The sequence below is a fragment of the Leucobacter sp. CX169 genome (assembly GCF_017161405.1).
GTDB lineage: Bacteria > Actinomycetota > Actinomycetes > Actinomycetales > Microbacteriaceae > Cx-87.
This window is the reverse complement of sequence record NZ_CP071051.1, coordinates 1,374,899-1,399,788: the sequence shown is the minus strand read 5'-3', so window position 1 is coordinate 1,399,788 and position 24,890 is coordinate 1,374,899. Positions and strand designations below refer to the sequence as shown.

Genomic DNA, 24,890 nt, shown 5'->3' with positions numbered 1-24,890 from the left:
CCCGCTCCTTGCGGAACGAGGGATCCTGTCGAATCGAAGAGACGGATTACTCCGCGGCGGCCGCCTTCGGAGCAGCCTTCTTCGCGGGGGCCTTCTTGGCCGGAGCCTTCTTCGCAGGGGCCTCGGCGTCGTCTGCCTTCGGAGCAGCCTTCTTCGCAGGAGCCTTCTTCGCGGCGGGCTTCTTGGCGGGGGCCTCGGCCTCAGCCTTGTCAGCCTTCTTCGCGGGGGCCTTCTTGGCCGGGGCCTTCTTGGCGGGAGCGGCAGCCTCTTCGGCCTCCTCTTCCTCCGAGCGATCTACCGAGGTGAACTCGCTCAGGTCAACCTTGTTGCCGTCCTGGTCGACAACCTCGGCCTTGGCGAGGGCGATCGCGAGGGCCTTGTTGCGGGTGACCTCTCCGACGATCATGGGGAGCTGGTTGCCCTGCTCCAGCGCCTGCACGAACTGTGCCGGCTCCATGCCGTACTGCGAAGCCGACGAGAAGATGTACTGCGACAGCTCGTTCTGGGTGATCTGGACCTTCTCGAGGTCAGCGAGCTCGTCGAGCAGAAGCTGCATCTGCAGCTGCTTGGTGCTCGACTCGGTGACCTCTGCACGGTGCTCGTCGTCCTCGAGGCGGTTCTCGCCCTCCAGGTGACGGTGAACTTCCTGCTCAACGAGCTCTTCCGACACGGGGATCTTGGCGCCCTCAATGAGCGCATCCGTGAAGAGGTCCCGCGCCTGGCGGCCCTGTGCGAATACGGCGGTCTGCGAGACCTGCTCGGTGAGGCTTGCGCGCAGCTCGTCGATCGTGTCGAACTCGCTGGCCAACTGAGCGAACTCGTCGTCTGCAACGGGAAGCTCGCGCTCCTTCACCGCGGTGACGGTGACCGAAACCTCGGCGTCCTTGCCCTCGTGCTCGCCGCCCAGCAGCTGCGACGTGAAGGTCGTGGACTCGCCAGCCGTCAGGGTGTCGATTGCCTCATCGATGCCCTCGAGCAGGTTGCCTGCGCCGACCTCGTAGGAGACGCCGTTTGCCTGGTCGACGTCGTTCCCGTCGATGCGCGCTACCAGGTCGAGCTCGACAAAGTCACCCTTGCTCGCTGCGCGCTCCACCGTGACGAGCGTGCCGAAGCGCTCGCGCAGGGCGTCGAGCTCTGCGTCAATGGCGGTCTCGTCGATCACGGCGTTGTCGACCGTGAGCTTCATGCCGTCGTACTTGGGGAGGGTGAACTCGGGGCGAACCTCAACCTCAAAGGCGAGGACAAGAACGCTCTTCGGGTCCTTCGCATCGATCCAGGTCTCGACGTCAGCGGTCGGGCGGCCCATGGGACGCACGTCAGCCTCGGTTACAGCGATCTGGAAGAAGTCGTCGAGCGACGAGTTGACAGCCTGCTCGATGACGGCGCCGCGGCCCACACGCTGATCGATGATCGGCGCGGGCACCTTGCCCTTGCGGAAGCCAGGAATCGAGACCGTCTCGGCGATCGTCTGGTACGCCTTGGTCAGGTGGGGAGCCAGCTCATCCTGAGTGATCGAAACGCTGAGCTTTACGCGCGTCGGGGTGAGCTTCTCGGCGGTGGTCTTCGGCATTTTGGCCTCTCCATTTGTCATCAGGTCGTTGATACGTCTGCGGGCACGATGTGACCCGAGTCGGGGTAACAGGATTCGAACCTGCGACCTCCCGCTCCCAAAGCGGGCGCTCTAGCCAAGCTGAGCTATACCCCGGATCATGACGCATCCGATCCCGCGCGTTCGCACACGGAATCTTTCTCCGCGCACCCGAGAACACGCAGGCAACCCGAGACAGTCTAGCGGATACAGAGGGCACGCGGGCGCATTGCAAAAAACGAAAGAGCCCCCACCGCGAACGGTGAGGGCTTGCCGCTCCCCCGATTGGACTCGAACCAATAACCTGCCGGTTAACAGCCGGCTGCTCTGCCAATTGAGCTACAGGGGAATGCTGCCGAAGCAACGCCACAAACTCTACCCGGGGCACAATTGTCGCGCAAATCGGGCCCGCACACCGCGCGTGGCGAGCGGGCCCGACCCGGAATTCGGAGGATCTACTCGGCGACGTGCGCGAACAAGAACCAGCGGTCCTTGTCGAGCTGCTGAGCGATGGCGATTGCGATGTCCTGGCTCACGAGGTCGACGTCGTCGAGTTCCTCGACCGCACGGTTCACGGTCTTGATTGCGGCGTCAAGCTGCGCCACAACCTCCGCGATCGTCACCGACGACTGCTGGAAGCCAGGTGACAGCTCAGGGACGCTCGTCTGCTTCGCAACCGTTCCCAGTCGGGCGTCAAGCGGCAAGCCCAGCGCGACGATCCGTTCGGCGGCAGTGTCTGATGCGTCTTGCGCGTGCGCCACGATGTCATCAAGCAGTTCGTGGACACCAATGAAGTTGGCACCGCGCACGTGCCAGTGAGCCTGCTTGCCACCCACCGCGACGGCGATGAGGTCGTGCACGACCGGCGTCAGGAACTGCGCGACACCCGCTGCGAGGTTCGGATCGGCAACGGTAGCGGGAAGCGTGGTCTTCGTCTTTGTGGTGGTCATCGGTGAGGACTCCTTCAGCACATCATGTTTCTGTCGGGTGAACAGGATCAACGCTACGCTGATCTCAGCGGATTACAAGCAATCTGAGGCTTACCTACATGCAGGAAAGCCTTGCCTGTGTCGCGGAAAAGGAGCCGAAATGGAGCCGAGCCAGGTGTGGGCGCTGAGCGCTTCCCAGTCCCCCGAAATCCACCCGAGTGCATGGATCGCCCCGAGCGCGGTCGTCATCGGCGCCGTCGAACTCGGTCCGGACGCGAGCGTCTGGTACAACGCTGTTCTGCGGGGCGATTCGGACCGCATCGTCATTGGCGCGCGCAGCAATCTGCAGGACGGCGTCGCCGTCCATGTTGACCGAGGGCATCCCGTCACACTCGGTTCCGACGTGTCGGTGGGGCACAACGCAATCGTGCACGGTGCGACCGTGGCGGATGGCTGCCTGATTGGTATGGGCGCCACGATCCTGAGTGGCGCCATGATCGGCGCCGGATCCCTCATCGCCGCGGGCGCTCTCGTCGCTCAAGGAAAGGTGATTCCACCGGGTTCTCTGGTGGCCGGGGTCCCCGGAAAGGTCGTTCGGCAGCTGAGCGCCGAGGAACGGGCCGGCCTCATCACCAACGCGGCACTGTACCTGGGGCACGTGCACACGCACCGGGCGGCACATTCCGCCAGAGAGGAGAGCCTGGCGAGGAGTGACCAGCGGAGTCAAACTCACGCTGAGTAATTGGAGGGGCTGACGGGAATCGAACCCGCATCATCTGTTTGGAAGACAGAGGCTTTACCACTAAGCTACAGCCCCGAATCCGGCGCAATGTCACCGGAGTTGAGTATTCAATTGTTTCGTATCCCGACACCTTCTTGGATTCGAAGGGCGCCTTGCAGCGCCGCAGATCAGTCTAGTACACACCCTGGCGCGGCATCGACCAGGCACGGCTTTTCAACGAAGCCCCGGGCGCGTCGCCACGTCAGGCTCAGTCGCCCGCGATCTCGTCGTACGCGGTCGCCCGGAGGGCCTCAGCGAGCTGCTGCACATAGGTGTGCGAAGCGTCGCGAAACACGTCGTTGATCTGCCCACGGCCCACCGCCCGGCCGTGCTGCATCACGATGACCTCGTCCACGAGTGCCTCGAGCATGCCAATATCGTGGCTGATGAGGAGCATGGTCGCCCCGGTGCGCTCCCGGTACCAGTTGAGCAGGTTGATGATGCGAGGCCGGTTGTTCGCGTCGACCCCCAGGGTCGGCTCGTCAGCGACCAGGAGCGCCGGATCCATGATGAGCGAGCGCATGACGGCGACGCGCTGACGCTGCCCCTTCGACAGCTCAAACGGGTAACTCTGCAACATCGTAAGCGGCAGCGCGAGGAGATCCATCATCTCGGCGATCGTCTCACCGAGCGCCTCGCGGTCAAACTTCTTCGACCGCTCCATCACGGGCTCGCAGACAATATCGCCGACGTTGAGATCGGGCGGCAACGTGGCACCCGCGTCCTGCCCGAGATGACCGACAAACGCTGTGAGACGCCCGCGATTGCGTCGACTGATCTTGCGCAGCGGCTGGCCGAGGACGGTCGCCTCGCCGCCGATCGCGGTGATGTGCGCTGATTTCTGCACCGGATCGGTCGCGCGTCCCGCGAGGAAGCGGGCGAGCGTGGACTTTCCTGAGCCGCTCTCCCCCAGCACCGCAAGGGTCTCGCCGCGACGAAGGGTGAGGCTCATCCCCTCAACGGCCTGGAACTCTTTGCCGCCCCCGTGTGCGGGGTAGGCCAATGACAAGTCTGAGACCACTACTGCGGGGTCGGCGTCGGGCTGAACATCGGTCACGACCGGGCTCCTTCGGGGCGGGATACGGGCAATCGGGAGTGGAAGCAAGCGGTGTACGTCATGACTCCCTCAATCCTCGTCGAGCCTGTTCGAGTGCTACCAGCTGCTCCTGGATTCGGCGAGAGTCCGCCTCTCCCGCGTGCCCAGCCCGCTGCAAGCGGGCGACGAGCTCGGACTTCAAACTCAGGAGATCCCGTTCTAGCAGTGACACCACGACATCGCGCGCATACGCCGCGAGCTGGTCGGGCTTTCGCTGTGGCATGGGCGCGATCGCGAGCTCGGTCACGAGGCCTTGGTACGGGCCTGGCGCTGCGTCCACGACGCTCGCGAGCCATTTGGCATCGCTTCCAGCGGGGAGTTGTGTGCCAATCGCATCACGCACGACCCGCAGGTTCGGGTCGTCGACCTTGGCGGTCACGGCCTGCGCAAGGAGCTCAGCGCCGATCGCCTCGGGCTGCTGCATCATTGCCATCAGGGCATCGCGTTCCAGCCACGTGCTCGGATTGTTTGGGAGCGCAGACAGGCTGGCGCGACGCTGCTCCGGCGCCACGAGATCCGGATCCTGCGCGTGCGACGGTGTCTGAAGGGTGCCCTTGCCGCGAGATTCGGCGGCGCGGACCGCCCGCTGCACCTCGGCGATCTCGGCGCCAAGCATGCGCGCGAGCTCGCGGGTGTACCCGGGTTTCAACGACGCATCGCGAATCTCGGCGACGATGGGCGCAGCTGCGCGCAGCGCGGAGACGCGCCCCTCGACGCTGTTCAGGTCGAACCGACCAATGGCCTGACGGAGCGCGAATTCGAAGAGCGGGACGCGGCGAGTAAAGAGGTCCCGCAGGGCTTCATCGCCCCGGTGTAGCCGCAGGTCACACGGATCAAATCCGTCGGGTGCGACCGCCACGTATGTCTGGGCGGTGAAGCGCTTCTCATCGCTAAAGGCGCGAAGCGCGGCCTTCTGCCCGGCCTCGTCCGGGTCAAACGTAAACACGACCTCACCTGCGGTGTCATCGCCCATGATGCGGCGGAGCACCGTGATGTGGTCGCTGCCAAACGCGGTGCCGCAGGTCGCGACCGCCTCCTCGATACCGGCGAGGTGGCAGGCCATCACGTCGGTGTACCCCTCGACCACGACGACTCGTTTGCCGCGCGAAATGGCGCGCTTGGCGAGGTCAAGGCCGTACAGGACCTGGGACTTGTGGTAAACCGGCGACTCTGGCGTGTTGAGGTATTTGGGACCCTGGTCGTCGTCATGCAAGCGGCGGGCGCCGAAGCCAAGAACTTGCCCGCTGGTGTCGCGGATCGGCCAGATGACCCTGCCGCGGAATCGATCGTACGCGCCACGGTTGCCTTGCGAGAGTAAGCCTGCCGTGAGCATCTCCTCCTGGGAGTACCCCTTCACGGCCAGATGCTTGGAGAGCCCGTCCCAACCCCGTGGCGCGTAGCCGACACCGAACGTCGCCGCCGCCGCTTGATCGAACCCCCGACCGGCGAGGAACGTCCGTGCGATCTCTGCCTCCGCGCCCGCGAGCTGCTCCACGAAGAACGCAGCCGCGTCCTGGTTCGCGGCGAGCAGCCGGGCCCGGTTCGGGCCGTCGTCGCGCTTCTCGCCGCCCTCTTCGTAGGTGAGCGTGTAGCTGATCCGAGCGGCAAGGCGCTCCACCGACTCAGTAAAACTCAGGTGGTCCATGCGCTGCACGAACGTGATTGCGTCACCCGATTCGCCGCAGCCGAAGCAGTGATAGTAGCCGAGGTTCGGCCGCACGTGGAAGCTGGGGCTGCGCTCATCGTGGAACGGGCAGAGACCCTTCATTGAGTCCACGCCGGCTGACTTGAGAGCGACGTGATCGCCCACCAGATCACCCAGATTCGTGCGCTGTTTCACCTCATCGATGTCGCTCGCGCGGATCCGCCCTGCCATAACTACCGAGTCTAGTCGCGCGGGGCCCGCCCAGCCGTGAACTCGGTCAGACGGGGTGGCTGGGTTTCCGGGCCTCGGCTCGCGCGTGACCTTGAGCCGCGACGACCGCGCCACCGCGGTCGTGTGGGGTTGGGTCCCTTACAGGCGGCCCTGCGGGGCCACTACCGCTCGCGGCAAACGCTGTGCGTTTGCTTCACACGAGGCGACGCTGTGGCGTCGCTACCGCTGGTCGCAAAGGCGATGCCTTTGCATCAGACCTGGCGGCCCTGTGGGGCCGCTACCGCTCGTGGCAAACGCTGTGCGTTTGCTTCACACGAGCGGTACATCGCACAACCGCTTGTGCCAGGCGATCGCCGACTGATCTGTCAGCGAGGCGAGTTGATCGACCACGGCGCGCCGGGCGGCGCCCTCGCTTTCCGCCGCACGGAAGTCGGCGGCAAAGGCAGGATCCAGCTCGCCCGGCCCCGCCGCCCACAACGCCTCGAGGAGGTCAAGCAGGAGCTCGCGCTGCCGGCGATACGTCGGCTGACGGTGCCCGCTCGCCATGACGAACGCCGCGACGATGCCCTTGAGTACCGCGATCTCCGCGCGCACCTCGCGCGGCACGATCACGTCGGCTCCGTAGCGTGCGAGCGGCCCGGGCGCGGCGTGCTCGCGGGTCGCCTGAATCGAGGCACGAGCGAAGCGTCCGATCATGTCGCTCGTGAAGTTCTTCAGCTGGGCCTGATTGGCGCGGCTTCCCTCCCACGTTGACAGCCAGGTCGGAGCGGACTCGATGCGGTCGAACGCGGCCGCGAGCTCGTCGCTCGTGAACTTTCCGCCCGCCCACTCCGAGATTGCGCGGATCAGCGCACCGTGACCCGAGCGCAGGGTGAGCAGCTCGGGGTCGATGTACCCGCTCACGACGGCGTCTTCAAAGTCGTGTACCGAGTACGCGATGTCATCGGAGAGATCCATCACCTGCGCCTCGACACAGCGTCGCCGCTCCCCCACGCCAGTCCGCACCCAATCAAAGATGTGCGCGTCGTCCTCGTAGTACCCGAACTTCACGCGACCCTCGGCATCGTCGATCTCGGGCGCCGAGCGCGGCCAGGGATACTTGCAGCTCGCGTCGAGCACCGCGCGCGTCAGGTTCAACCCAACGCTCGCGCCCGAGGCATCGAAGCGCTTCGGCTCGAGGCGCGCGAGCACCCGAAGCGTCTGCGCGTTCCCCTCGAACCCACCAAAGCCGGTCATCCACTCATCGAGCGCCCGCTCGCCGTTGTGCCCGAAGGGCGGGTGGCCGATGTCGTGGGCGAGGCAGGCGGTATCGACGACGTCTTGCGCAAGGTCGAGCGATACGGCAAGCTCGCGGCCAATCTGTGCGACCTCCAGCGAGTGCGTCAGCCGATTCCGGGCGAAGTCGATGCCGGCGGTGGGGCTGAGCACCTGCGTCTTCGCGGCAAGCCGTCGCCAACCGCTCGAGTGCAGCACTCGGGCGCGATCGCGCGCGAAATCATTGCGGACGCCGCTGTGCTGCTCGGGCACGAAGCGTTCCTCGGCGTCGGGGCCATACCCCAGTGCAGCGAACTCGCCGCTACCCACCGCTATCGTCCCGCTCCGCCTCTGCGAGGTCGATGAAGTCAATGTTCTCGCTCGTCCGGCTGTCGAGCCAGCCCGCCGGAAGGACTGTGCGCTTCGGCGCGCCAGCACGGCCACGCGGCCCCTCGGCGCCCTCACCGGGGTACGGCGACTCGCGGTCCATGGTGGCGAAAATCTCGTCCATCTGTTCGAGCGATTCGACCATCGCCAGGGAACGACGAAGGTCGCCTCCCACGGCGTAGCCCTTGTAGTACCAGGCAACGTGCTTGCGAATGTCGCGGCAGGCACGATCCTCCTCGCCGTCGAAGAAGTCAATCAGCAGCTCAGTGTGCCGACGCATGGCGTCCATCACGACGCCGAGGGGCGGGCGGGCGGTCAGCGCTTCCGCCTCTGCCACGGTCATCTCGCCATTACGCGCCTTGAAACTTGCCGCCAGGTCGCCGAACAGCCACGGGCGGCCGAGGCAGCCACGCCCGACCACGATGCCGTCGCACCCCGTCTCGTCCATCATGCGCACCCCATCGGCGCCCGACCAGATATCGCCGTTGCCCAAGATTGGGACGCTCGTGATGGCCTCTTTCAGCGTCGCAATGGAGGACCAATCGGCCTGACCCGAGTAGTGCTGATTTGCGGTACGTCCGTGCAACGCGATTGCGGCGACGCCGGCGCCCTCAGCCGCGCGCGCGGCGTCGAGATAGGTGAGGTGATCGTCGTCGATCCCCTTGCGCATCTTGATGGTCAGCGGAATATCGCCGGCAGCACGTACCGCCTGTTCAACGATTGCGCGAAACAGGTCCTGCTTCCAGGGCAGGGCCGAGCCGCCGCCCTTTCTCGTCACCTTGGGCACCGGGCAGCCAAAGTTCAAGTCGATGTGGTCCGCGCGGTCTTCCGCGACGAGCATGGTGACCGCCTCCGCGACGGTCTTCGGGTCGACGCCGTACAGCTGAATCGACCGCGTTGTTTCGCTCTCGTGGTGCTGAATCAGGCGCATCGAATCGGGCGTGCGCTCAACCAGCGCTCGGCTCGTGATCATCTCGCTGACATAGAGGCCTGCGCCGAATTCGCGGCACAGCCGACGAAAGGCGGTGTTCGTAATCCCAGCCATCGGCGCGAGGACCACGGGAGTGTCGAGGGTCAACGGACCAATGCGCAATTGCTGCTGGGGAACGGTGGCTGTACTCACCGGTCTATTCTCGCAGACAGCGCCCGCGGCGCGCTCCACCCACGCTCAGCTGGCAGGATCCTGCCCTGGTGTGTCAATCGCCCCGCCGAAGCGACGCTCGCGCGAGTGATATTCCTGAATGCCGCGCCACAGGTCTGCGCGGCCGAAGTCGGGCCACAGCGTATCGAGGAACACCATCTCCGCGTAGGCGGACTGCCACAGCAGGAAGTTGCTCGTGCGCTGCTCACCCGAGCTCCGCATAAAGAGGTCGACGGGCGGAAGCTCCGGCACATAGAGGTGCCGTTCGATCGTCCGCTCGGTGATCCCGCCGGGGGTGAGTCGTCCGGCCTTCACCTCGGCCGCGATCTCGCGCACGGCATCGGTGATCTCGGTCCGCCCGCCGTAGTTGACGCACATGGTGAGTGTCAGTCCGGTGTTGTGGCGGGTCGCGTGCTCGGTGTCGCGCAGCTCCTTGAGCACGGACCCCCACAGGCGGGGCTTGCGCCCGGACCAGCGCACGCGCACGTTCCAGGCGTCGAGCTGCGCCCGCCGGCGCCGCAGCACGTCCCGGTTGAAGCCCATCAGGAAGCGCACCTCCTCGGGAGAGCGACGCCAGTTCTCGGTCGAGAACGCATACACGCTGAGGTGCTTGACGCCCGCCTGGATTGCGCCGGCCACGACGTCGAGCAGGACCTGCTCGCCCATCTTGTGGCCCTCCACCCGAGGGAGGCCGCGGCGATTGGCCCACCGGCCATTGCCGTCCATGACGATGGCGATGTGCTCGGGTACCTTGCCCTGCCAGCTCGGGGGCTCTCCCCCGGTCCAGTCGACCGGCACGATCTCTTGTGGCGCGCGCTGCATGGGTCGATGTTAGCGGGCTGGGGAACTAGCGGGGGCCAATTCCCGCGCTCCGCACCGCTCCTGCGCCACCCCGCCTGCCGCCTTCGCCGGTGTTCATCGAGCGGAGCCCCCGCTCGAGATGCCACTGGGTGTACGCCGCGGTGAACCCCTCCGCCTGGGTGCGCGCGCCATCAGGCGCGGCGCGGGCCGCTGGCCAGTCCCCGGTGAGCAGGGCCCCCAACAAGTCAACCGTGAGCGGCCCAAGGCGCGGCGCCCCGGGCACGGCGCACGCATCGCACACGACACCGCCCAACTCAATCGCGGCGGCCGTGTGCGGGCCGGGCGCGCCGCAGCGGACGCACTCGTCAAACCCGGGAGCCCATCCCGCAAGGCCAATCGCGCGCAGCAGGTAGGCATCGCGAACGAGCGCCCACGGGTTCTCGCCCGCCGCGAGCGAGCGGAGCGCGCCCACGAGCAGGACGTACTGCGAGTGTGCCGGGGCGCCCTCGCTCAGGCGCTCCGCCATCTCCACCATGATGTTGCCGGCCCGAAACACGTCGTAGTCGGCGCTGATCTGGGCACCGTACGCGCCCAACGTCTCGGCCTGGGTGATGGTGTCGAGCGTGCGGCCCTCGTAGCACTGAATGTCGGCGACCATGAACGGTTCGAGCCGTGCTCCGAACTTCGACGACGTTCGCCGCACCCCCTTCGCGACGGCGCGAAGCAGCCCGCGCTCGCGCGTGAGCAGCGTCACGATGCGGTCCGCCTCGCCCAGCTTGTGGGTTCGCAGCACCACACCTTCGTCGCGATAGAGGGGCATTCCCCCAGTATGACGGGGCTTCCCGGGCACCACCTGCGGGCGCGCCGGGCACAGATTCCGTCGCGATCCCGCAGAATAGAGGGGTGCTCGACGAGACCTTCCAGACCCCGATCGCCATCGACCTCATTGCGGTGGGTGTCGGCAGTTTGCAGGGCGCCATGTTCGCCGCGGGGTTCAAACGAATCGACCTGCTCGGAGTCGCGATCATCGGCATCGCATCGGGCATCGGCGGCGGCTTCCTGCGCGACGTCCTGCTGAGCGTCACCCCGATGGCGTTCTCGAACAACTGGTACCTCCTGACAGCGACGATCGCCGCGCTCGTCGGCATGTTGCTGCAGCGACTCCTGCAGCGAGTCGACCCCGTGATCACGCTACTCGACGCCGTCACGATTGGCTTGTTTGGCGCGATCGGCACCACCAAGGCGCTCGCGATGGGGCTGCCGACCGTTCCTGCACTCTTCATCGGAGGCGTCTCTGCCGTCGGCGGCGGCGTGCTGCGCGATCTCATGCTCAACATCCCGATCGCGCTCATGCACGTCGGCTCGCTGTACGCGATCGCGAGCCTCGTCGGGACCGGAGTACTCGTGACACTCCTGGCCTTCGGAGTGGATGTGTTCGTCGCGGGGATCATCTGCGTCGTGGTGACCACCGTGTTGCGTCTCCTCGCCGTGCGATACGGCTGGAGCCTGCCCGAGCAGCGCGCCCTGAGCCGCTTGCGCCGGCGGAAGGAACGCGAGGCCGAGGCCACCATCGAGGCGATTCAGACCCAAGCGATCCGCACGATCCCGCCGATCGCCCCGATCACCGCCGAGATGCCAAGTGCGGGCCCAACTCCCCCGCAGGATCCCGGGCCAGCCGCGCCGGGGGCACACCCGGCTCGGTAGCTACTTGCGGGCCCCTCGGCGCTCGGCCTCGCGCCACGCGCGCTGAGCCGGGGTCTCCCCGCCCGGCGTCACCGGGATCCGGACCTGCGCGGAAATGCCCGAACGGGGCGCGCCGACGACAGCCGCGCCACCGCGTCCGAGCTGCCAGGCATGGGTGATCGCCAGGGCGAGGGCATCGGCCGCGTCCGCCGGCTTGGGCGGGGCGTCGAGCCCCAGCAGCCGGGTGACCATGCGCGTCACCTGGCCTTTGTCTGCATTGCCGTACCCGGTCACCTGAGCCTTCACCTCGCTGGGGGTGTACATCGTCACCGGGATCCCGCGTTGGGCCGCCAGGAACATGACGACACCGCTGATCTGTGCGACCCCCATCACACTGGGCAGATTCTGCTGAGCGAAGACGCGCTCGATCGCCAGCGCGTCCGGGCGATTGCCGTCTAAGATCCGTCCGATCGCCTCGCCGAGCATCAACAGACGCTCCGGCAGGGGCGTATCGGCGGCACTCGTCACCACCTCGACATGTTCGAAGGTCACCTTCCGGCGGGGAGAAACAGAAACGACACCGACCCCGCACCTGGTGAGGCCGGGGTCGATGCCGATAATGCGCATAGCGGTGGTGACTACTCGTCTTCCGCGAGCTCGGCCTGCACGGCGTCCGTGAGGTCGAAGTTTGCGAAGATGTTCTGCACGTCGTCGAGGTCCTCAAGCGCGTCGATCAAACGGAACACCTTGCGGGCCGTCTCAGCGTCAATCTCGACCTTGAGGTTCGGTACGAACTCGGCCTCGGCGGAGTCATAGTCGATCCCGGCCTCCATGAGTGCGGTGCGGGTCGCCACCAGATCGCTCGCCTCGGTGAGGACCTCGAAGGTCTCGCCGTTCGGTGCGGCGTTGACTTCCTCCGCGCCTGCCTCGAGCACGGCCATGAGAATGTCGTCCTCGGTCGTCCCCTCGGCGGGGATCGTGATGACACCCTTCCGCGTGAAGTTATAGGCGACGCTGCCCGGGTCTGCCATGTTGCCGCCATTACGGCTCATGGCCGTGCGGACCTCCGCGGCGGCGCGGTTCTTGTTGTCCGTGAGGCACTCGATCAGCAGCGCGATGCCACCCGGAGCGTAGCCTTCGTACATGATCGTCGTGTACTCGACGGCATCGCCGGTGAGACCTGCGCCGCGCTTAATTGCGCGATCGATGTTGTCGCCGGGAACCGAGTTCTTCTTCGCCATCCGCACAACCTCGGCGAGGCCGGGGTTGCCCTCAAGGTCAGCGCCGCCGATGCGGGCGGCAACCTCGATGTTCTTGATGTACTTCGCGAAGGCCTTCGCGCGACGCGAGTCGATGATGGCCTTCTTGTGCTTGGTGGTGGCCCATTTGGAGTGTCCGGACATTGAGAATCATCCTCTTCTGGTGTCAGTACGGTCTAGATTACGTCAGTGCGGCGTCGCCTCACGTGAATTCGGCGACGCGAGCCCTAGGGCTCGGGCCAAGCCGCGGCAATCGACGCGCGAACGTCGCCGAGCAGCTGCGGGAGCGCCTTCGTCTTCGCGATGATCGGAAGGAAGTTCGCGTCGGACTTCCAGCGCGGCACGATGTGCTGGTGCAGGTGCGCGGCGATGCCGGCCCCTGCGACCTCGCCCTGGTTCATACCGAGGTTGTACCCGTCGTTTCGCGAGACCTGCTTCACCACGCGCATCGCAATCTGCGTCAACGCGCCGATCTCGGCGACCTCTTCGGCAGTCGCGAGGTCGTACGTCGAGAAGTGCCGATAGGGGCAGACGAGCAAGTGCCCGCTGTTGTACGGGAACAGATTCAGCAACACGAACGCGTGCTCGCCGCGGGCCACGATCAACGATTCCTCGTCTGACATCGACGGCGCCACGCAGAACGGACAATCGTCGCGGTCGGGCTGTTGTCCATCAGTGATGTACACCATGCGGTGCGGCGTCCAGAGCCGCTGGAACTCATCGGGCACCCCGGCAAGGTGGGCGGAAGCGGCGAGCGCGGAATCGGCTGCCGCCTCGCGCGATGCCTCCATGTCGGGGTGCTCCGAGTCGTCCATATACGAACCGAGGGTTAGGCGTCCCATGCCGTGAGCACCTGCTCCTTGGCGGCGATCGCACCGAGAATCCGCTCGATCGCATCGTCGACCGAGACGCCATTCATCTGCGTGCCGTCGCGGAAGCGGAAGCTCACCGTGCCGCCATCGCGGTCCGCCTCGCCAGCGATGAGCTGGAAGGGGACCTTTTCCTTCGTGTGGTTGCGGATCTTCTTCTGCATGCGATCGTCGCTGTGATCGACGTGGGCGCGCACACCCTTCGCCTTCAGCCGGTCGATGATCTCCTGCAGGTAATCGCCAAACTGATCGGCGACGGGAACGCCCACGACCTGCACTGGCGAGAGCCAGACCGGGAAGGCTCCCGCATAGTGCTCCAGCAGGATCGCGAAGAAGCGCTCAATCGAACCCAGCAGCGCGCGGTGAATCATGACGGGCTGCTTGCGCGTCCCGTCGCTCGCGGCGTACTCAAGCTCGAACAGCTCGGGCTGGTTGAAGTCCAGCTGCACGGTCGAGAGCTGCCAAGTACGGCCGATCGCGTCGCGCGCCTGGACCGAGATCTTGGGACCGTAGAAGGCCGCGCCGCCGGGATCGGCGACGAGCTCCAGGCCAGATTCCAGTGCGACCTCGCGCAGCGTCTCGGTCGCCTCGTCCCACTGGGCGTCCGTGCCGACCGACTTCTTCGGGTCGCGCGTCGACAGCTCGAGGTAGAAGTCATCGAGGCCGTAGCCGCGCAGCGTCTCGAACACGAACTCGAGCTGCTTCTTCACCTCGTCCTTGACCTGCTCGTCGGTGACGTAGATGTGCGCGTCGTCCTGGGTCAAGCCGCGTACCCGAGTGAGGCCCGCCAACGTGCCGCTCTTCTCGTAGCGATAGACCGTGCCGAACTCGGCAAGGCGCAGCGGGAGCTCGCGGTACGAGCGGCCGCGCGCGCGGAAGATGAGGTTGTGGAACGGGCAGTTCATGGGCTTCAGGTAGTAGTCCTGGCCCTGCCGGGTGACGTTGCCGTCGGCGTCCTTGATCTCGTCAAGGTGCATCGCCGGGAACATGCCGTCCTTGTACCAGTTCAGGTGCTGGCTGGTCTCGAACAGCGAGCCCTTCGTGATGTGCGGGCTATTCACGAGCTCGTAGCCGTTCGCGAGCAACTGCTCGCGCATGAACGACTCGATCTCGTGTCGGATGATGCCGCCCTTGGGGTGGAACACCGCGAGCCCCGAACCGATTTCGTCGGGGAAGCTAAAGAGATCGAGCTCGCTGCCAAGGCGGCGGTGGTCACGCTTCAGCGCTTCTTCGATGCGTCCTTGATAGGCGCGCAGCTCGTCCTTCGACGGCCAAGCGGTGCCATACACGCGCTGGAGCTGGGGGTTGTGCTCACTGCCGCGCCAGTACGCCGCAGCAGTGCGGGTCAGTGCCCAACCGTTGCCGATCATGCGGGTGTTCGGCAGGTGCGGTCCGCGGCAGAGGTCCTTCCAGCAGACCTCGCCGGTCTTCGGATCGACGTTGTCGTAGATCGTGAGCTCGGCGCCGCCGACCTCGACGCTCTCGTTGTCCGAGCCAGCGTCGGAGCCGCCCTTCAAACCGATGAGTTCGAGCTTGTAGGGCTCGTTCGCGAGCTCTGCCCGGGCCTCGTCCTCGGTCACGACACGGCGCATGAAACGCTGGCCCTGGCGGACGATTCGGTCCATCTCCTTCGAGATCGCCTTCACGTCCTCGGGAGTGAACGGCTCGGCCGGATCGAAGTCGTAGTAGAAGCCATCCGTGATGGGCGGGCCGATGCCCAGCTTCGCCTCAGGGTTGATGCGCTGCACAGCCTGAGCCAACACGTGCGCCGCAGAGTGGCGCAGGATGTTCAGCCCGTCGGGTGAATCGATCGTGACCGCCTCGACCGTGTTCTCGTCAGTGACGGTGTGCGCCAGGTCGCGCAGCTCGCCGTCGACGCGCATCGCGACGACAGAACGGTCAGTGAACAGGGAGAACCCATCGGCCACGGGGGCACGCTCCTTCTGAGGGAATGAAATTGGTCGATTTGATCCTATCGCCTGGCACACGCAAAACGCCCCGCGGCATGAGCTGCGGGGCGTTTCTCGTGGTGGGCGATACCGGACTCGAACCGATGACCTCTTCCGTGTGAAGGAAGCGCGCTACCAACTGCGCCAATCGCCCGTCTCGCCGAGCGCAGCACCCTGCGGTGCTGGACTTCGGCGGCGCCCCGAATCAAATCCGTGCGCCTGTGACTCGATCGATCATACACGGGGCGTTCGGCGCCGTCGTACTCCGGCCCACTTCCCGGGCGAGTCGCATGCAGTGCCGGGATCCTGCCGGTAGCACGTCAGCAGCAGCTACTCCTCAGCCCGGTCTCCAGGGGGCGCGAGCCCACTGTCGATCTGCTGATCGAGGTCCGCTGAGGTCTGTCCGATCTCCTCGAGCCGCGCCCGCTTCTCGTCGAACCGAGCGACCTCTGCCTGGATGGCCGCGAGCTCGGTGTCGAGCGCGAGCCGTCGCTGTTCCAGGTCAGACATAATGCGGTTGAACTCCTCGACATTGCTCGAGAACTCGAAGTTCTCGTTGCGTCGCTTGAACTCTCGCGCGTCGACGTTGAAGGCGTCGACCGCAGCTGAGTACGCTGCATTGCGCTGTTCGACATCCGCGCGAATCGCTTCGAGCTCAGCGGTAAGCGCGTCGGCCTCCTGCTGCAGCGCCACAAACAGGCCGTGGTAGTCGTTGAACAAGCCGACAATCTGCGACCGATCCTCGAACCAGCGCGCATAGTGTTCCTCGAGCCACTCGGGTAAGTCCGCGACCTCGGTACCGAGGACCGAGTGCAGCTCGTTCGCAAACCCTGATCGCGACAGCCCCTCGTAGACCTGCATGCGCGCCGCAAGCGCCGGGTCGTTCTGGGCGAGGGTTTCGTACTCCTGCTCGAGCCGTCGGTCGAACTCTTGCCGCTCGCTCTCCCTCATGCGCGCGTGCGTCGCGTGCAGCAGCTCGTGAGCGGCGGTGACCTCGACGATCCCGCCGAGACGCTCGTCGGTCACCTCGAAGAGATGAATGTTGCCGTCGCTGAAGCAGCCGAGGACGTGCCCGCCATCGACGTGATCAACCCGCGAGCATTGTTCATTGAAATGCTGGCTGCTCTCGAGCGTCGGCTGCGTCGCGAAAAACACGATCGATCCCGCCTCGGTGAGGTCCAACCGATCGGCGAGCTGTGTGATCGCTGGCGGCGCGTCGAAGCCGGCCGCAGCGATCCTGTCAGAGATCTGCTGCCTGTTGACGTATGCCGTAACGGCAATCACCAGGATCAGCACCGTCGCGATCGTCCATCCGATTCGCGCCAGCACCCGCCGCTTACCCGTAGCCATGCGGCAAGTATTCCGGAACGGCCCGCGCGAAACCTGATCCCTCGCCGCACAGCGTCATAGTGATGGTTCGCCACGCCCGAGCCGAGCACAAAAATCCCGGAATTCCGGTGCAAACACGGCGTTCGGTCGCAGGATTTGGTGAGGCCCGAACAGTCGGGCTAAAGTAATCCAGGTACGCAGCAATGCGGACAAATGCGGACGTGGCGCAGCTGGTAGCGCACAACCTTGCCAAGGTTGGGGTCGCGAGTTCGAATCTCGTCGTCCGCTCGAGTGTAGTGAGTTTTCTCATTCACTTTATTGAATTGATATAGTTGTACTTGAGTTTGAGCGATTGGCGCAGCGGTAGCGCGCTTCCCTGACACGGAAGAGGTCGCTGGTTCGATCCCAGTATCGCTCACCATGAAGACCCGGCCCTGGCCGGGTCTTTTTTTGTCTACGTTTCGCGCTGGCTCCCCCGCCCCAGTCGCGCGCGCATGAGGCGGAGCTAGGCTGACCGCCATGCCCGAGTCACCCCCACGCCCAGCCGTTCTCCGCGCCGTCGGCTACGTTCGCGTGGGATTCGGTCTCGTCGTTCTCGCGGTGATCGGGTACGCCTACCTGCTCAGCATTGCGGCTGGCCGGGCGAATCCCATTGACTATTTTGGATACTTCACCAATCTCACGAGCCTCCTGACGAGCGTCGTGCTCGTCGTGACCGGGGCGCGGAATCTGCGGGGCATTGCCTCGCCCACCTGGCTCGTGTCGTTCCGCGCGGTAGCCACGGTCTGCATGCTCGTCGTCGGAGTGATCTACAACGTGCTCGTGCCTGGCACCGGCACAGCGCCCTTGTGGGCGAGCGTGATCCTGCACCTCCTATTTCCGCTCTACACCCTGCTCGACTGGGCGCTGGTCGGAGATCGGACGGCGCTCCCGTGGCGGCGCCTGTGGATCGTGCTGCCCTACCCGCTGCTCTGGCTCTCCGTCGTCCTCATGCGCGGGGCGACCGACGGATGGGTGCCCTACGGGTTCTTGCTTCCCTCGCAGGGCCTCATGTCTCTGGCAATGTATTGCGGCGGACTGCTGGTGGCGCTCCTCGCGGCGGGCGCGTTGACCTGGGGGTGCGGGAGGTTGCCCGGCGTCGGCCCGTTTACACGCGACGCCATTGCCCCGAGCACAGAGCTCAGCCTTGCTGCCCGCTCCGGTTCGAACGCGTGACATAACGAGCAACATCGTCACGCCCAAACCCCAGCGCCGCCATGGCATCGACATACTCGCGCGTTAAAGAGAGTGCGCGTGCGTGGGTGTCAGGTTCGTTGAGGATTGACGAGACGATCGTGCCGTTTCGGCCCATCGTCTGCACGAACCCGTCGGCCTCGAGCTCTCGATAGCTGCGCGCAACCGTATTGGCCGCGAGGCCGAGCTCTTCGGCAAGCCTTCTCACCGGAGGCAACTTGGCGCCAGGCCCCAACTCACCGCCCCGAATCTGAGAGAGCAGCTGATCCTTCAGCTGCTCGAACGGCGGCGTCGCCACACTCTGGTCAATCTTCAGCTTCATCTGGGCTCCCGTCAGGCCGAGTCTAATCATCCAGAGCAGAGAAGCGGCACCCCACGTTTCGATCACCGAGAGGGACGGAATCGTGGGTGAGCGTGCCGCGACTCCCCCGGGATTGAAATAAAAGGTGGCCGATTTGCGGCGACCAGAAATCTCCGGCTAAGGTAGACAGGTACGCAGCGATGCGGACACATGCGGACGTGGCGCAGCTGGTAGCGCACAACCTTGCCAAGGTTGGGGTCGCGAGTTCGAATCTCGTCGTCCGCTCTAGTGAATGAGTAACATCATTCGCTCGTGGTGGCAACCACGACGGTGGCGTGGCCGAGAGGCTAGGCACCGGCCTGCAAAGCCGTTTACACGGGTTCGAATCCCGTCGCCACCTCCATACAACTTCATAGTTTTGAGCGATTGGCGCAGCGGTAGCGCGCTTCCCTGACACGGAAGAGGTCGCTGGTTCGATCCCAGTATCGCTCACGAAGAGAAAGCCCCTGAGAAATCAGGGGCTTTCTGCGTTGCAGTGGGGGCGCTTCCTTCACACGGAAGAGGTCATTCGCTTCCATCGGGACTCACCCCTTGTGTATCGCCGCAGACCGTCGCAGACTGGCAGGCACGCGCGTCCGCGCACACCATCCATCTCGCAGGAGGCACCGTGATCGGCATCTTGCACGCGATCGTCCTTGAATCCGCCAGCCCCGAAGAGCTCGCGAAGTTCTACCAGCAGATCCTCGGCGGCGAAGTCTTCGTCGAGGACGACGGCTGGGTCGAGCTCGTCTCGGCTGACGGCGACCCACGGCTCTCATTTCAACTGAGCCCAGGGCACATCCCGCCGGTCTGGCCTGGCGACGACGGGGACCAGCAGTTCCACCTCGACATCCACGTCGACGACCTCGCGGTGGCCCACGACGCGCTCCTCGCGGTTGGCGCACGCCCGGTGGACCGCCCCGACGGGAAGATCACCGGCTTCCGCGTCTATCTCGACCCGTCGGGGCACCCGTTCTGCACCGTCGACTAGACATCCATCCGGGGCTATCGCGACGCCTCTGCCTGGCGTCCGTCTCGGACGAACAACATCGCCACAAACCCCGCAACGAGAATCAACGCGATCCCGAGGATCCCCCAGTACTGCGTGTTTGCCTGCCCCGTCACCCAGGCGCCGAGGCCGATGGCAAGCCCGAAGAAGATCGGTGCCAGGAACGAGATCGCTCGCCCCGTCGTCGCGTAGAGGCCGAACATCTCGCCGGCCTTCCCCTCGGGAATGGCACGTGCGAGGTAGGAACGTGACGCCGACTGCGCCGGGCCCACGAACGCAGTCATGGCGAGCCCCAGCGTCCAGAAAACAATCTGCCCACCGTCGTGCAGGAAGAAAATCGCCGTCGCCAGGATGCAGAGCGCACCCAGCGAGATCAGAATCACCCGCTTGGGGCCGATCTTGTCGTCCAGCAAGCCGAAGAGCATGGTGGAGACGCCAGCAACAATGTTCGCCGCCGCCCCGAAGATGATGACGTCCCCCACGCCGAAGCCGAATGAGCCGGCGGCGAGCACCGCACCAAAAGTAAATACCCCGGCAAGGCCGTCGCGAAAGAGCGCCGAGGCCATGAGGAAGTAGACCGTGTTGCGGTCGCTCCGCCACAGGCGAGCGATCGACTGTCCCAGCAGCTTGTACGAGGCCAGGATCCCGACGCGCTTGACGACTGCCTTGGGGCGATCGCGCAGCACGAGGAAGGTGGGAATCGTGAACACCAGGATCCAGACACCGCACAGCAGCATCGACACGCGAATGTTCATGCCGTTCTCGCCGGTCACCCCGAACAGTCCCACGTCAGGGCTGATGAACGCGAAGTAGAGCGACAGGAGTGCGACGATGCCGCCGATGTAGCCGAGTCCCCAGCCGAATCCCGAGACTCGTCCGATGGTCTGTTTCGTCGAGACCTCCTCGATCAGCGCGTAGTAGTTCACATTCGCGATCTCACCGACGATGGAAACGACCGCGAGGATCCCGAGGCCCCACCAGAGGTACCCGGGTTCAGGCCGGATAAAGAACAACGATGCAGCCAGCAGCGCAATCAGCCACGTTTGCCAGCGGAGGTTCCGTACGGTGCGCCCGGTGCGGTCTGAGTTCTGCCCGAGGACGGGCGCGAGCAAGGCGACCGCCAGTCCGCCGAGCGCTGTGGTGAGCGCAAGCGCTTGAGACGTCGCGTTCTCGGTTCCGAACGACACGCCGGTGATGTAGACGCTAAACACGAACGTGATGATGACCGTGTTCAGCGGCTGCGTCCCCCAGTCCCAGAGGGCCCAAGCGGCAACTGCCTTCCGCGCTGGGGCCCGATCCCGTGAGGGAGGACCGACCTGGGCGGCGCCCTGAGCGCCTGCCTCTTCCTGTGCGTCGATGCGGTTCACGCGTTGCCTTCCCAGAGGTTTCGGTCGATGAGTACGTCTTTGAGCGTGGCGATGTCGTCAGTGACGAGCCCGTCCACGCCGAGATCAATGAGTCGTTCCATGTCAAGCCGATCGTTGACCGTCCACACGTGCACTGCGGCGCCACGCCGGTGAGCGGCGTCGATCATGCGCCTTCCGACGATCCGTAGCCCCGTCCGCGGGTCACGCTCGGGCACTTGAAACACGCTCCCGGTGAGCGGCCAGGCCGAGCGCACGCCGGGGAGCAGGCTCAGCACGCCGACCTCGAGTGGCGGCGCCGAGGTCGCCACCCGTCCGCCCGACAATCGGCGAAATGATCGCAGGCGCCCGCCGCTAAAGCTGCCCACGCAGACTCGGTCCCAGGCCGCAGCGCGCCCCAGCACATCGATGAGGGGTTGTTCGACCCCGGGCGCCTTGAGGTCGACGTTGAAGCGTGCCGTCGGAAACGCGGCAAGGAGTTCGTCGAAGCGCGGGATGGGCTCGGCTCCCCCGATGCGCGCGCGGGCAATTTCGTCCCACGTCAGGTGGGCGATCCGTCCAACGTCATTGGTCACTCGATCGAGCGCGTGGTCGTGAAACGCCACCAGCACCCCGTCTCGGGTGACGTGCACGTCGGTCTCGAGGTAGCGGTATCCCGCGTCCCACGCGGACGCGAAGGCGCGCATGCTGTTCTCAAACTCAGCGGGGGCCGCCTGGCTGAACCCGCCACGGTGCGCCAGCGCTACGAAAGGAACGTCAAGGTAGGCAGGACGCGTCCTCTGCTGCGGCATGGACTCATGTTAGCGGGATCAAGACCCCAGAAGCGCTAGGCGGCGAACCCGTGTAGCGCCGCCACTCGCCCGACCACCCGAGTGAAGCGGTCGCGACTCAGCACGTGTCCTTCGCGTCGCATTCCCCCATCAGTCAAGCGAAGCACCCGGTCCGGGGCCAGGAAGCTCTCGCGTCCCTGGCTGTCCCAGCCGCCGGTGCCGACCGAGACGTAGCCATCGTGCTGCTTGGTGGTCAGGAAACAACCTGCGACCGACGCGCCGTCAATGCGGGCGATCACGAGCACGGGACGGTCCTTGCCGCGGCCGTCGTGCTCTTCAAAGGGCACCCACGTCCACACGATCTCCCCCGGGTCAGGGTCGCCATCGGCGCTCGGGGAATAGCTCGGGCGGAGGGCGCGCACTTCGGCGGCAGAGAGATCGCGGGTCGCGCCCTCCCCGAACTGCCCGGGACTTTCGAACTCTGTCGCCCGATACCCGGCAGGATCCGTCCGCGGCGCCGTGGGCAAGTTGGAGCCAGCCGTGCCGACTGAACCCGCGGACGTGGCACCATTCTTTGGCTTCGCCAGCCCCTGGAGCAGGTCGCGGAGCGCGCGGCCGACCGCGTACCAGCCGCTTCCCTGGCCGGCCATGGCCTACGCCTGACCCGTGGTGAGCGCGTTCAGGCGGGAGACGCAGCGCAGATACTTCTTGCGGTAGCCGCCATCGAGCATCCCGCCACCGAAGATCGTGTCGAGCGGAATCCCGGTGGCCCGAATCGGGATCTGCGCGTCATAGACTCGGTCGATGAACGCGACGAAGCGCAGGGCGTCGGTCTGATCGGTGAGCTCGTACACGTCGCGCAGACCGATCGCTCGCACGCCGTCGAGCAGCCGAACGTAGGTCGACGGGTGGATCGTCGAGAGGTGACCGAGCAGACCACGGAAATCGTCATCGGTCACGCGGTCGCCCGCAGCAACGGCGTCGGCGAGCGCGAACTGGTACTCGTCGGCGCTGAGGGTCACCGAGTGGCCGGTGACGTCACGCTGTCGATAATCAGAACCGTCGATCCTGATCGTCAGGAACTGGTCGGACATCGCTTGAATCTCGCGCAGGAAGTCAGCCGCAGCGAAACGCCCTTCGCCGAGCGCATTCGGCGGGGTGTTCGACGTCGCTACGATGCGCGAACCGCTCGCGACGAGCTCGCCGAGCAAGCGGGTCATCAACATCGTGTCGCCCGGGTCGTCGAGCTCGAACTCGTCGATGCAGATGAGCCGGGCGCCCTGCAGCACGCCGACGGTCGCCGCGTACCCGAGCGCGCCGACGAGAGCGGTGTACTCGATGAAGGTGCCGAAATACTTGCGCCCGGTCGTCGCGTGCCACGTCGCGGCGAGCAGGTGCGTCTTGCCGACGCCGAAGCCGCCATCGAGGTACACACCCGGCTTCGCGGGCGCCACCTGTTGCGGCGCGGACTTCTTCCGTCCGAAGCCGAGAAATCCGCCGCCGCCGCGTTGAATTGCCGCGACGGGAGCCGCAAACGCCTGGAGCACGTCGCGTGCCTCGGCCTGCGAGGCGTGATCGGGATCCGGCCGGTACGACTCGAATGTCGCAGTGTCGAATTGCCGGGGCGGGACGAGGGTCGAGACGATCTCGGCTCCGGAAATCGTTGGCGTGCGGTCAACGAGTCGAGCAGCGGAGTGCTGGGCGTCGTGCGTCATCGTGAGGCTGGTGACCCTTCGGGCGTGGGCGGAGAAAGTTCAGGGAAATACAGGCGGAGGGCCTACCGTTGAGAACAGTGTCCCCGCCCTCGGTAGTGTATCCGCTCCCTCGCGGGCTCCCGCCGCACCTAGACCTCGGAGGATCACCAGATGCCCATCGCGCCAGACCCGCACCCCTCGCTCGCCCAGTACGCGCACCCCGAACGACTGGTCACCACCGATTGGCTCGCGGCGCATCTCGGTGAAGAAGGGCTTGTCGTCGTGGAGTGCGACGAGGACGTGCTGCTGTACGAGATGGGCCACATCCCGGGCGCCGTCAAGCTGGACTGGCACATCGACCTGAACGACCCCGTCGAGCGCGATTTCCTGGGCGGCCAGGCGCTCGCCACCCTGCTCTCCGAGCGGGGCATCACCCGAGACGACACGATCGTGATTTACGGCGACAAGAACAATTGGTGGGCCGCGTACGCGCTGTGGATCCTGTCGCTCTTCGGACACGAGGACGTGAGGCTGCTCGACGGCGGGCGCGACGCCTGGCTCGCCGAGGGCCGTGCGATGACCCGGGAGCGCACCGAGCGGGAGGCGACCGATTACCCGGTGATTTCCCGGGACGACGATCAGCTCCGCGCCTACCGCGACGACGTCCGGGCGCACCTGGGTCAGCCGCTCATCGATGTGCGTTCCCCCGCCGAGTACACCGGAGAGCGCACGAGCGCGCCGGACTACCCGGAAGAGGGCGCGCTGCGCGCAGGCCACATCCCGACCGCGAAGAACGTGCCCTGGGCGCGCGCCGTGGCCGAGGACGCTCGTTTTCGCAGCTTCGCCGAGCTCGAGGCGATCTACCGCGACGAGATAGGCATCCACCCCGGCGACGAGGTCATCGTGTACTGCCGCATCGGAGAACGCAGCGCGCACACCTGGTTTGTGCTCACCCACCTGCTGGGCCAGGATTCCGTCCGCAACTACGACGGATCGTGGTCGGAGTGGGGTTCGCTCGTCGGCGCCCCGATCGCTCGCGGCGTTGATGCGGGGCTCGTGGCGGTGCGCCGATGACCGCCCTCGCTCCCTCGCTCGCCGAAATCCGCGACGGCTTCCTCGAACTCGAGGGACAGGAACGCCTGCTGTACCTCCTGGAGTTTTCGGACGAGCTGCCTGAACTGCCGACTGAGTATCAGGATCACCCCGAACTGCTCGAGCGTGTTGAGGAGTGCCAATCGCCGGTCTTCTTGATCTCCGAGGTCGACGCCGCCGCGGAGCACTTCCGCCTGGTCGCCTCGGCGCCCGCTGAATCGCCGACCACCCGCGGGTTCGCGTCGATCCTGGTGCAGGGCCTCGCCCCGTTGACACCGCGAGAGGTCCTCGAGGTGCCGGTCGACTTCCCGCAGGAGCTCGGACTCACCCAGCTGGTCTCGCCGCTGCGCATGCGCGGCATGACCTTCATGCTCGCGCGCATCCAGCGGCAGGTTCGCGAGAAGCTCGCGCTCGCCTCTTAGCCTGGGCAGGATCCGCCTGACGGC

Annotated in this window: 24 protein-coding genes and 9 tRNA genes; 11 read left to right on the top strand and 22 right to left on the bottom strand. The window is 65.7% G+C overall.

Translation table 11 applies throughout. The annotated features are described in order from the left end of the window. Positions 1-46 precede the first annotated feature (46 nt). The 4 genes from tig to JW030_RS06285 all read right to left on the bottom strand — a co-directional run bounded on the left by tig (position 47) and on the right by JW030_RS06285 (position 2,538). Positions 47-1,570, bottom strand: a complete 1,524-nt coding sequence (gene tig, locus JW030_RS06300; RefSeq protein WP_188044802.1) for a trigger factor — start codon at positions 1,568-1,570, stop codon at positions 47-49. 60 nt (positions 1,571-1,630) lie between these two features. Further along, positions 1,631-1,705 (bottom strand) — tRNA-Pro (locus tag JW030_RS06295). A 159-nt stretch (positions 1,706-1,864) separates the two neighbouring features. After that, positions 1,865-1,937: transfer RNA gene (locus tag JW030_RS06290), tRNA-Asn, on the bottom strand. A gap of 106 nt (positions 1,938-2,043) precedes the next feature. Beyond that, positions 2,044-2,538, bottom strand: a complete 495-nt coding sequence (locus JW030_RS06285; RefSeq protein ID WP_188044803.1) for a Dps family protein — start codon at positions 2,536-2,538, stop codon at positions 2,044-2,046. A 139-nt stretch (positions 2,539-2,677) separates the two neighbouring features. Here JW030_RS06285 and JW030_RS06280 point away from each other — a divergent pair, with 139 nt between their 5' ends. Continuing rightward, complete coding sequence (locus JW030_RS06280; protein WP_188044804.1) at positions 2,678-3,259, top strand: gamma carbonic anhydrase family protein; 582 nt, start codon at positions 2,678-2,680, stop codon at positions 3,257-3,259. Between the two features lies 1 nt (position 3,260). On the opposite strand, the gene JW030_RS06275 is transcribed toward JW030_RS06280, so the two are convergent. The 7 genes from JW030_RS06275 to recO all read right to left on the bottom strand — a co-directional run bounded on the left by JW030_RS06275 (position 3,261) and on the right by recO (position 10,673). After that, positions 3,261-3,334, bottom strand: a tRNA-Gly gene (locus tag JW030_RS06275). Between the two features lie 172 nt (positions 3,335-3,506). Beyond that, positions 3,507-4,355: an ATP-binding cassette domain-containing protein gene (locus JW030_RS06270; RefSeq protein WP_241095588.1), complete on the bottom strand. Its 849-nt coding sequence runs from the start codon at positions 4,353-4,355 to the stop codon at positions 3,507-3,509. Positions 4,356-4,413: 58 nt separating this feature from the next. After that, positions 4,414-6,270: a DNA primase gene (dnaG, locus tag JW030_RS06265; protein ID WP_188044805.1), complete on the bottom strand. Its 1,857-nt coding sequence runs from the start codon at positions 6,268-6,270 to the stop codon at positions 4,414-4,416. A gap of 309 nt (positions 6,271-6,579) precedes the next feature. Then, on the bottom strand, positions 6,580-7,854 hold the full coding sequence (locus JW030_RS06260) for a deoxyguanosinetriphosphate triphosphohydrolase (protein ID WP_188044806.1): 1,275 nt from the start codon (positions 7,852-7,854) through the stop codon (positions 6,580-6,582). Further along, the gene (dusB, locus tag JW030_RS06255; RefSeq protein ID WP_188044807.1) at positions 7,847-9,034 is read right to left on the bottom strand and encodes a tRNA dihydrouridine synthase DusB; all 1,188 of its coding nucleotides are present in this window, start codon (positions 9,032-9,034) and stop codon (positions 7,847-7,849) included. The genes JW030_RS06260 and dusB overlap by 8 nt, the downstream gene beginning before the upstream one ends. A 45-nt stretch (positions 9,035-9,079) precedes the next feature. Continuing rightward, positions 9,080-9,874 (bottom strand): isoprenyl transferase, encoded by a 795-nt coding sequence (locus JW030_RS06250; protein ID WP_188044808.1) that lies wholly within the window; start codon positions 9,872-9,874, stop codon positions 9,080-9,082. Between the two features lie 25 nt (positions 9,875-9,899). After that, positions 9,900-10,673 carry a DNA repair protein RecO gene (gene recO / locus JW030_RS06245; protein ID WP_188044809.1) on the bottom strand — a complete coding sequence of 258 codons (774 nt, stop codon included), beginning with the start codon at positions 10,671-10,673 and terminating at the stop codon, positions 9,900-9,902. 83 nt (positions 10,674-10,756) lie between these two features. Here recO and JW030_RS06240 point away from each other — a divergent pair, with 83 nt between their 5' ends. Beyond that, a complete protein-coding gene (locus tag JW030_RS06240) occupies positions 10,757-11,557 on the top strand; it encodes a trimeric intracellular cation channel family protein (protein ID WP_188044810.1) in 801 nt (266 codons plus the stop codon). Here the strand turns inward: JW030_RS06240 and ruvC are convergent, their stop codons facing one another. From ruvC to JW030_RS06210, 6 genes are all read right to left on the bottom strand, one after another. Continuing rightward, entirely contained in the window at positions 11,558-12,163 is a 606-nt protein-coding gene (ruvC, locus tag JW030_RS06235) for a crossover junction endodeoxyribonuclease RuvC (protein WP_188044811.1), read from the bottom strand. It lies immediately after the preceding gene. 11 nt (positions 12,164-12,174) lie between these two features. Beyond that, positions 12,175-12,939, bottom strand: coding sequence for a YebC/PmpR family DNA-binding transcriptional regulator (locus JW030_RS06230; RefSeq protein ID WP_188044812.1), 765 nt, complete (start codon positions 12,937-12,939; stop codon positions 12,175-12,177). 83 nt (positions 12,940-13,022) lie between these two features. Further along, positions 13,023-13,586, bottom strand: coding sequence for an HIT domain-containing protein (locus tag JW030_RS06225; RefSeq protein WP_188045026.1), 564 nt, complete (start codon positions 13,584-13,586; stop codon positions 13,023-13,025). A gap of 38 nt (positions 13,587-13,624) precedes the next feature. Next, positions 13,625-15,547, bottom strand: a complete 1,923-nt coding sequence (gene thrS, locus JW030_RS06220) for a threonine--tRNA ligase (RefSeq protein WP_223159826.1) — start codon at positions 15,545-15,547, stop codon at positions 13,625-13,627. Positions 15,548-15,691: 144 nt separating this feature from the next. Next, positions 15,692-15,767, bottom strand: a tRNA-Val gene (locus tag JW030_RS06215). Between the two features lie 176 nt (positions 15,768-15,943). Continuing rightward, positions 15,944-16,963: a hypothetical protein gene (locus JW030_RS06210; protein ID WP_188044814.1), complete on the bottom strand. Its 1,020-nt coding sequence runs from the start codon at positions 16,961-16,963 to the stop codon at positions 15,944-15,946. A gap of 194 nt (positions 16,964-17,157) precedes the next feature. Between JW030_RS06210 and JW030_RS06205 the strand changes: the two genes are divergently transcribed. The 3 genes from JW030_RS06205 (at position 17,158) to JW030_RS06195 (ending at position 18,157) form a co-directional block, all read left to right on the top strand. Further along, a tRNA-Gly gene (locus JW030_RS06205) sits at positions 17,158-17,230 on the top strand. A 58-nt stretch (positions 17,231-17,288) separates the two neighbouring features. Further along, positions 17,289-17,363: transfer RNA gene (locus JW030_RS06200), tRNA-Val, on the top strand. 98 nt (positions 17,364-17,461) lie between these two features. Next, entirely contained in the window at positions 17,462-18,157 is a 696-nt protein-coding gene (locus JW030_RS06195) for a Pr6Pr family membrane protein (RefSeq protein ID WP_188044815.1), read from the top strand. On the opposite strand, the gene JW030_RS06190 is transcribed toward JW030_RS06195, so the two are convergent. Beyond that, a complete protein-coding gene (locus JW030_RS06190; protein ID WP_188045027.1) occupies positions 18,123-18,497 on the bottom strand; it encodes a GntR family transcriptional regulator in 375 nt (124 codons plus the stop codon). The two genes, JW030_RS06195 and JW030_RS06190, sit on opposite strands and share 35 nt — an antisense overlap. Positions 18,498-18,688: 191 nt before the next feature. Between JW030_RS06190 and JW030_RS06185 the strand changes: the two genes are divergently transcribed. The 4 genes from JW030_RS06185 (at position 18,689) to JW030_RS06170 (ending at position 19,506) form a co-directional block, all read left to right on the top strand. Further along, positions 18,689-18,761: transfer RNA gene (locus tag JW030_RS06185), tRNA-Gly, on the top strand. A 44-nt stretch (positions 18,762-18,805) separates the two neighbouring features. Then, a tRNA-Cys gene (locus JW030_RS06180) sits at positions 18,806-18,879 on the top strand. A gap of 17 nt (positions 18,880-18,896) precedes the next feature. Then, positions 18,897-18,968, top strand: a tRNA-Val gene (locus JW030_RS06175). 175 nt (positions 18,969-19,143) lie between these two features. Further along, positions 19,144-19,506, top strand: a complete 363-nt coding sequence (locus JW030_RS06170; RefSeq protein WP_188044816.1) for a VOC family protein — start codon at positions 19,144-19,146, stop codon at positions 19,504-19,506. A gap of 14 nt (positions 19,507-19,520) precedes the next feature. On the opposite strand, the gene JW030_RS06165 is transcribed toward JW030_RS06170, so the two are convergent. The 4 genes from JW030_RS06165 to zapE are packed head-to-tail and all read right to left on the bottom strand — an operon-like array spanning position 19,521 to position 23,373. Beyond that, complete coding sequence (locus JW030_RS06165; protein ID WP_241095587.1) at positions 19,521-20,891, bottom strand: MFS transporter; 1,371 nt, start codon at positions 20,889-20,891, stop codon at positions 19,521-19,523. Further along, entirely contained in the window at positions 20,888-21,679 is a 792-nt protein-coding gene (locus JW030_RS06160; RefSeq protein WP_188044817.1) for a glycerophosphodiester phosphodiesterase, read from the bottom strand. Before JW030_RS06160 ends, JW030_RS06165 begins: the two co-directional genes overlap by 4 nt. Positions 21,680-21,714: 35 nt before the next feature. Continuing rightward, complete coding sequence (locus JW030_RS06155; protein WP_241095586.1) at positions 21,715-22,308, bottom strand: type II toxin-antitoxin system PemK/MazF family toxin; 594 nt, start codon at positions 22,306-22,308, stop codon at positions 21,715-21,717. Positions 22,309-22,311: 3 nt separating this feature from the next. Beyond that, on the bottom strand, positions 22,312-23,373 hold the full coding sequence (gene zapE / locus JW030_RS06150) for a cell division protein ZapE (RefSeq protein ID WP_188044818.1): 1,062 nt from the start codon (positions 23,371-23,373) through the stop codon (positions 22,312-22,314). A 150-nt stretch (positions 23,374-23,523) separates the two neighbouring features. Between zapE and JW030_RS06145 the strand changes: the two genes are divergently transcribed. Beyond that, complete coding sequence (locus tag JW030_RS06145; protein WP_188044819.1) at positions 23,524-24,426, top strand: sulfurtransferase; 903 nt, start codon at positions 23,524-23,526, stop codon at positions 24,424-24,426. Beyond that, positions 24,423-24,866, top strand: a complete 444-nt coding sequence (locus JW030_RS06140) for a SufE family protein (protein WP_188044820.1) — start codon at positions 24,423-24,425, stop codon at positions 24,864-24,866. Before JW030_RS06145 ends, JW030_RS06140 begins: the two co-directional genes overlap by 4 nt. Positions 24,867-24,890 lie beyond the last annotated feature (24 nt).

What these genes read in the sequence shown, in the direction of transcription:
- tig (WP_188044802.1), bottom strand. Translation starts at nt 1,570, where the DNA reads ATGCCGAAGACCACCGCCGAGAAGCTCACCCCGACGCGCGTAAAGCTC.
- JW030_RS06285 (WP_188044803.1), bottom strand. Translation starts at nt 2,538, where the DNA reads ATGACCACCACAAAGACGAAGACCACGCTTCCCGCTACCGTTGCCGAT.
- JW030_RS06280 (WP_188044804.1), top strand. Translation starts at nt 2,678, where the DNA reads ATGGAGCCGAGCCAGGTGTGGGCGCTGAGCGCTTCCCAGTCCCCCGAA.
- dnaG (WP_188044805.1), bottom strand. Translation starts at nt 6,270, where the DNA reads ATGGCAGGGCGGATCCGCGCGAGCGACATCGATGAGGTGAAACAGCGC.
- JW030_RS06250 (WP_188044808.1), bottom strand. Translation starts at nt 9,874, where the DNA reads ATGCAGCGCGCGCCACAAGAGATCGTGCCGGTCGACTGGACCGGGGGA.
- recO (WP_188044809.1), bottom strand. Translation starts at nt 10,673, where the DNA reads ATGCCCCTCTATCGCGACGAAGGTGTGGTGCTGCGAACCCACAAGCTG.
- ruvC (WP_188044811.1), bottom strand. Translation starts at nt 12,163, where the DNA reads ATGCGCATTATCGGCATCGACCCCGGCCTCACCAGGTGCGGGGTCGGT.
- JW030_RS06230 (WP_188044812.1), bottom strand. Translation starts at nt 12,939, where the DNA reads ATGTCCGGACACTCCAAATGGGCCACCACCAAGCACAAGAAGGCCATC.
- JW030_RS06225 (WP_188045026.1), bottom strand. Translation starts at nt 13,586, where the DNA reads ATGGAGGCATCGCGCGAGGCGGCAGCCGATTCCGCGCTCGCCGCTTCC.
- thrS (WP_223159826.1), bottom strand. Translation starts at nt 15,547, where the DNA reads ATGCGCGTCGACGGCGAGCTGCGCGACCTGGCGCACACCGTCACTGAC.
- JW030_RS06210 (WP_188044814.1), bottom strand. Translation starts at nt 16,963, where the DNA reads ATGGCTACGGGTAAGCGGCGGGTGCTGGCGCGAATCGGATGGACGATC.
- JW030_RS06195 (WP_188044815.1), top strand. Translation starts at nt 17,462, where the DNA reads ATGCCCGAGTCACCCCCACGCCCAGCCGTTCTCCGCGCCGTCGGCTAC.
- JW030_RS06190 (WP_188045027.1), bottom strand. Translation starts at nt 18,497, where the DNA reads ATGAAGCTGAAGATTGACCAGAGTGTGGCGACGCCGCCGTTCGAGCAG.
- JW030_RS06160 (WP_188044817.1), bottom strand. Translation starts at nt 21,679, where the DNA reads ATGCCGCAGCAGAGGACGCGTCCTGCCTACCTTGACGTTCCTTTCGTA.
- JW030_RS06155 (WP_241095586.1), bottom strand. Translation starts at nt 22,308, where the DNA reads ATGGCCGGCCAGGGAAGCGGCTGGTACGCGGTCGGCCGCGCGCTCCGC.
- zapE (WP_188044818.1), bottom strand. Translation starts at nt 23,373, where the DNA reads ATGACGCACGACGCCCAGCACTCCGCTGCTCGACTCGTTGACCGCACG.
- JW030_RS06145 (WP_188044819.1), top strand. Translation starts at nt 23,524, where the DNA reads ATGCCCATCGCGCCAGACCCGCACCCCTCGCTCGCCCAGTACGCGCAC.
- JW030_RS06140 (WP_188044820.1), top strand. Translation starts at nt 24,423, where the DNA reads ATGACCGCCCTCGCTCCCTCGCTCGCCGAAATCCGCGACGGCTTCCTC.